The sequence below is a fragment of the Pseudescherichia sp. genome (assembly GCF_032052675.1).
Taxonomy (GTDB): Bacteria; Pseudomonadota; Gammaproteobacteria; order Enterobacterales; family Enterobacteriaceae; genus Pseudescherichia.
Map to the genome: position 1 here is coordinate 1 of NZ_DAMBWA010000027.1, position 4,466 is coordinate 4,466.

The 4,466-nt window shown below is 52.3% G+C and carries 4 protein-coding genes, 4 tRNA genes and 1 rRNA gene; 8 read left to right on the plus strand and 1 reads right to left on the minus strand.

Features of this window, described 5'->3' with window-relative positions; all coding sequences use genetic code 11:
• Positions 1-65 precede the first annotated feature (65 nt).
• The 3 genes from rrf to birA all read left to right on the plus strand — a co-directional run bounded on the left by rrf (position 66) and on the right by birA (position 2,388).
• A 5S ribosomal RNA gene (gene rrf, locus RTX96_RS20775) occupies positions 66-181 on the plus strand.
• Positions 182-400: 219 nt separating this feature from the next.
• The gene (gene murB, locus RTX96_RS20780) at positions 401-1,429 is read left to right on the plus strand and encodes a UDP-N-acetylmuramate dehydrogenase (protein ID WP_312671919.1); all 1,029 of its coding nucleotides are present in this window, start codon (positions 401-403) and stop codon (positions 1,427-1,429) included.
• Positions 1,426-2,388, plus strand: a complete 963-nt coding sequence (gene birA / locus RTX96_RS20785) for a bifunctional biotin--[acetyl-CoA-carboxylase] ligase/biotin operon repressor BirA (protein ID WP_103821919.1) — start codon at positions 1,426-1,428, stop codon at positions 2,386-2,388. The genes murB and birA overlap by 4 nt, the downstream gene beginning before the upstream one ends.
• Before the next feature lie 31 nt (positions 2,389-2,419).
• Here birA and coaA read toward each other — a convergent pair whose 3' ends face one another.
• Entirely contained in the window at positions 2,420-3,370 is a 951-nt protein-coding gene (gene coaA, locus RTX96_RS20790) for a type I pantothenate kinase (protein ID WP_312671920.1), read from the minus strand.
• A 401-nt stretch (positions 3,371-3,771) separates the two neighbouring features.
• Here coaA and RTX96_RS20795 point away from each other — a divergent pair.
• The 5 genes from RTX96_RS20795 to RTX96_RS20815 all read left to right on the plus strand — a co-directional run.
• Positions 3,772-3,847, plus strand: a tRNA-Thr gene (locus RTX96_RS20795).
• Between the two features lie 8 nt (positions 3,848-3,855).
• Positions 3,856-3,940: transfer RNA gene (locus RTX96_RS20800), tRNA-Tyr, on the plus strand.
• Positions 3,941-4,055: 115 nt separating this feature from the next.
• A tRNA-Gly gene (locus RTX96_RS20805) sits at positions 4,056-4,130 on the plus strand.
• A 6-nt stretch (positions 4,131-4,136) separates the two neighbouring features.
• A tRNA-Thr gene (locus RTX96_RS20810) sits at positions 4,137-4,212 on the plus strand.
• Between the two features lie 118 nt (positions 4,213-4,330).
• Positions 4,331-4,466, plus strand: a 136-nt coding sequence (locus RTX96_RS20815; protein ID WP_009484166.1) for a GTP-binding protein, incomplete at its 3' end; no start/stop codon positions are given.

The window sequence follows — 4,466 nt, forward strand, 5'->3', positions numbered from 1 at the left end:
GCGAACAATTTTCAGCCTGATACAGATTAAGTCTGCCGCCTGACGGCGTCAGACAACAGAATTTGCCTGGCGGCACTAGCGCGGTGGTCCCACCTGACCCCATGCCGAACTCAGAAGTGAAACGCCGTAGCGCCGATGGTAGTGTGGGGTCTCCCCATGCGAGAGTAGGGAACTGCCAGGCATCAAACAAAGCAGAAGGCCATCCTTACGGATGGCCTTTTTGTGTTGCGGCAGACCCACGCCCGGTGGCGCTGCGCTTACCGGGCCTACAGACGGCAGCTGTCCCCCGTAGGCCGGGCAAACGGCGTGCCGCCCGGCGTATTCACCTACAACGACAACCACAAGCGAACATCCGGCATATGGGGTACACTAGCCCTGTTTTTGTCTTTGGATGGCGTCTATGAATCACTCCCTTAAACCCTGGAATACCTTTGGCATTGCGCATAATGCGAATCACATCGTGCTTGCCGACAATGTGCAACAGCTCCTTAGCGCCTGGCAGAATGCCGCGCAGATCCATCAGCCCGTACTGATCCTGGGTGAGGGGAGTAACGTTCTCTTCCTGAATGATTATGCCGGCACGGTGATTGTTAACCGCATCATGGGTATCGATATCACTGAAAAACCCGATGCCTGGCATCTGCACGTTGGCGCAGGGGAGAACTGGCACCGGCTGGTTCAGTTTACGCTGGGTAAAGGGATGGCTGGCCTGGAGAATCTGGCCCTGATCCCGGGCTGCGTAGGTTCATCCCCCATTCAAAACATCGGCGCGTATGGCGTTGAGCTACAGCGCGTGTGTGACTATGTCGACTGCGTTGAGCTTGCGACTGGCCATATCCAGCGCCTTACCGCCCAAGAGTGCCGCTTTGGCTATCGGGACAGCATCTTTAAGCATGAGTATCAGCACAGTCATGCCATCGTCGCGGTGGGCTTACGCCTACCAAAAGCGTGGCAGCCGGTGCTGACCTACGGCGATTTGGCGCGCCTCGATCCTGCTACCGCTACGGCGCAGGAGGTATTTGATACCGTCTGCAATATGCGAATGAGTAAACTTCCCGACCCGAAAGTAAACGGTAATGCGGGAAGCTTCTTTAAAAACCCGGTAGTGAGTGCCGAGGTGGCGCAACAGCTGCTTGCCCGTTATCCCGATGCGCCGCATTATCCGCAGGCCGATGGCTCCGTTAAGTTGGCTGCAGGCTGGCTTATCGATCGCTGTCAGCTAAAAGGCACGACGGTAGGCGGGGCCGCCGTTCATCGTCAGCAGGCGCTTGTGCTTATCAACGAGCACGAGGCGACCAGCAAGGATGTAGTAGCGCTGGCACATCACGTGCGCTTGCAGGTGGGCGAAAAATTTAACGTCTGGCTAGAGCCTGAGGTACGTTTCATTGGCTCAACGGGAGAGGTAAACGCTGTGGAGATCATCGCGTGAAGGACAATACTATTCCATTAACTCTGATTTCTATTCTTGCAGACGGTGAGTTCCACTCAGGGGAGCAGCTGGGTGAGCGTCTGGGCATGAGCCGGGCGGCCATCAACAAACATGTCCAAACCCTGCGCGACTGGGGCGTTGATGTCTTTACCGTGCCGGGAAAAGGCTATAGCCTGCCGGAACCCATCCAGCTGCTAGACCAGTCGTTCATTAGCGGCCAGATAAAGCAGGGCCAGGTTGCGGTGCTGCCGGTTATTGATTCAACGAATCAGTACCTGCTGGATCGTATTGGTACTCTCCAATCGGGCGATGCCTGCGTTGCCGAGTATCAGCAGGCGGGGCGGGGCCGGCGCGGGCGTAAATGGTTCTCTCCATTCGGAGCGAACCTCTATCTCTCTATGTACTGGCGTCTTGAACAGGGTCCTGCTGCCGCTATTGGCCTGAGCCTGGTCATTGGTATCGTAATGGCAGAAGTGCTGCGCGATCTCGGGGCCAGCCAGGTGCGGGTCAAATGGCCGAACGATCTCTACCTTCAGGATCGTAAGCTAGCCGGTATTCTCGTTGAGCTGACGGGTAAAACGGGCGATGCGGCACAGATCGTCATTGGGGCAGGGATCAATCTGGCGATGCGTCAGGTCGAGTCTGACGTTATTAACCAGGGATGGATCAATCTTCAGGAAGCGGGGATCGTCATCGATCGTAATACGCTGGCCGCCCGCCTTATCAACGAGCTGCGCGCGGCGCTGGAGCTATTCGAGCAGGAGGGGTTAACCCCTTATCTCTCCCGCTGGGAAAAGCTGGATAACTTTATTAACCGTCCGGTCAAACTTATTATCGGTGATAAAGAGATAGTGGGTATTTCGCGTGGAATAGATGCACAGGGCGCGCTATTGCTTGAGCAGGATGGAGCGACTAAAGCCTGGATGGGCGGTGAAATTTCGTTAAGAAGTGCGGAATAATAATGAAACAGGGAGCATAGCGCTCCCTTTTTTATTTGCGTAACCGTACCTGCTCAACTGCATGATTAGCGCTTTTGGTCATGATAAGACTGGCGCGCTCACGGGTAGGCAAGATGTTTTCTTTCAAATTCAGGAAGTTAATTTCTTGCCAGAGGGAGGTGGCGACCTTCACCGCCTCCTCTTCAGAGAGCCTGGCATAGCTGTGGAAGTAAGAGTCTGGATTACTAAATGCGCCTTCACGGAATTTTAAGAAGCGATTGATATACCAGCGCTGTAATAGCTCTTCCGGAGCATCAACGTAAATAGAGAAATCGACAAAATCCGAAACAAATACATGGTGCGGATCGTGAGGATAATCCATACCGCTCTGCAAAACATTTAGCCCTTCAAGAATTAAAATATCGGGGTGGGTAACCGTCTTATCCCCATCGGGAATAACATCATAAATAAGATGGGAATAGACCGGAGCAGTCACATTCGGCACGCCCGATTTAAGATCGGAAACAAACTTCACCAGTCGGTGCATATCATAGGACTGAGGAAAGCCTTTCTTCTTCATCAAGCCCCTATCTTTCAGCACCTGGTTAGGATGCAGAAAGCCATCGGTCGTAATTAACTCTACCCGACGATGCTCAGGCCAGCGGCTCAGCAGGGCCTGCAGTACACGCGCGGTGGTACTTTTGCCCACGGCTACGCTGCCGGCAATGCTGATGATATAGGGGATACGCTGCCCATTAGTACCCAAGAACTGCTCCAGTACGGCCTGACGACGCAGGTTGGAGCTAATATAGAAATTGAGTAAACGCGACAGAGGCAGATAGATCTCGGCAACCTCTTCAAGGGAGAGGTCTTCATTAATACCTTTTAACCGCGCTATTTCCCCTTCCGTCAGGGTCATGGGCACCGAGTCACGAAGTGCAGCCCACTGGCTGCGGTTAAACTGTAAGTAAGGCGTCATTAACGTTTGCTCTGCTGCATTCATAAGCATGTTTCTGCGTGCCATTTATCGTCACCGTTCCGAGGATAAACGTTCAGCGATGCGCAGTCCTGAAAGACAGCTCAATGGCACGCGACATTGAAGTTTATTATGGACAATGGGCAGGAGGGTAACATCAGATTGCAGGTAAGGATAAGAAAAAATAGTGACGAAGCGTGCTTTCACTGATACACATCACGTAACAGGATCGCCTCAGAGGGATTTACCCACTTTTTGCCTTTATCAATCCACTCTAAGAAACGGTAAAACGTTGAATATTTGTTCGTCGTTGCATGAAATGGCAGCATTTTTTCATGTCAGCGCACAAATTGTGAGCAAGAGAACGTTTTATACGATTTTTTTGTTGCATGAACCCGCAGGTCTCCCTAGAATGCGCGCTACTTGATGCCGACTTAGCTCAGTAGGTAGAGCAACTGACTTGTAATCAGTAGGTCACCAGTTCGATTCCGGTAGTCGGCACCATCAAGTCCGGTGGGGTTCCCGAGCGGCCAAAGGGAGCAGACTGTAAATCTGCCGTCACAGACTTCGAAGGTTCGAATCCTTCCCCCACCACCACTTTCTGGCAGCGTAATTGCCGCCTGAGCTGGTTAAAAAATTAAGCAGCTCGAACAAAAAAAGAGAGCGATCTCTTTTTTGTTACAGAAAGAACTGGGTAGCCGAGTTTCAGGATGCGGGCATCGTATAATGGCTATTACCTCAGCCTTCCAAGCTGATGATGCGGGTTCGATTCCCGCTGCCCGCTCCAATACGTGCTGATATGGCTCAGTTGGTAGAGCGCACCCTTGGTAAGGGTGAGGTCCCCAGTTCGACTCTGGGTATCAGCACCACTTCACTTCTCCCTCCCGTTTCTCTCTGTTTACATTTAAAAGCATTCAACAAGTCGGGCATGTTGCCTGGTTGATGTGGTGATATCACCGATTTATCCGTGTCTTAGAGGGACAATCGATGTCTAAAGAAAAGTTTGAACGTACAAAACCGCACGTTAACGTCGGTACTATCGGCCACGTTGACCATGGTAAAACAACGCTGACCGCTGCCATCACTACCGTTCTGGCTAAAACCTACGGTGGTTCTGCTCGTG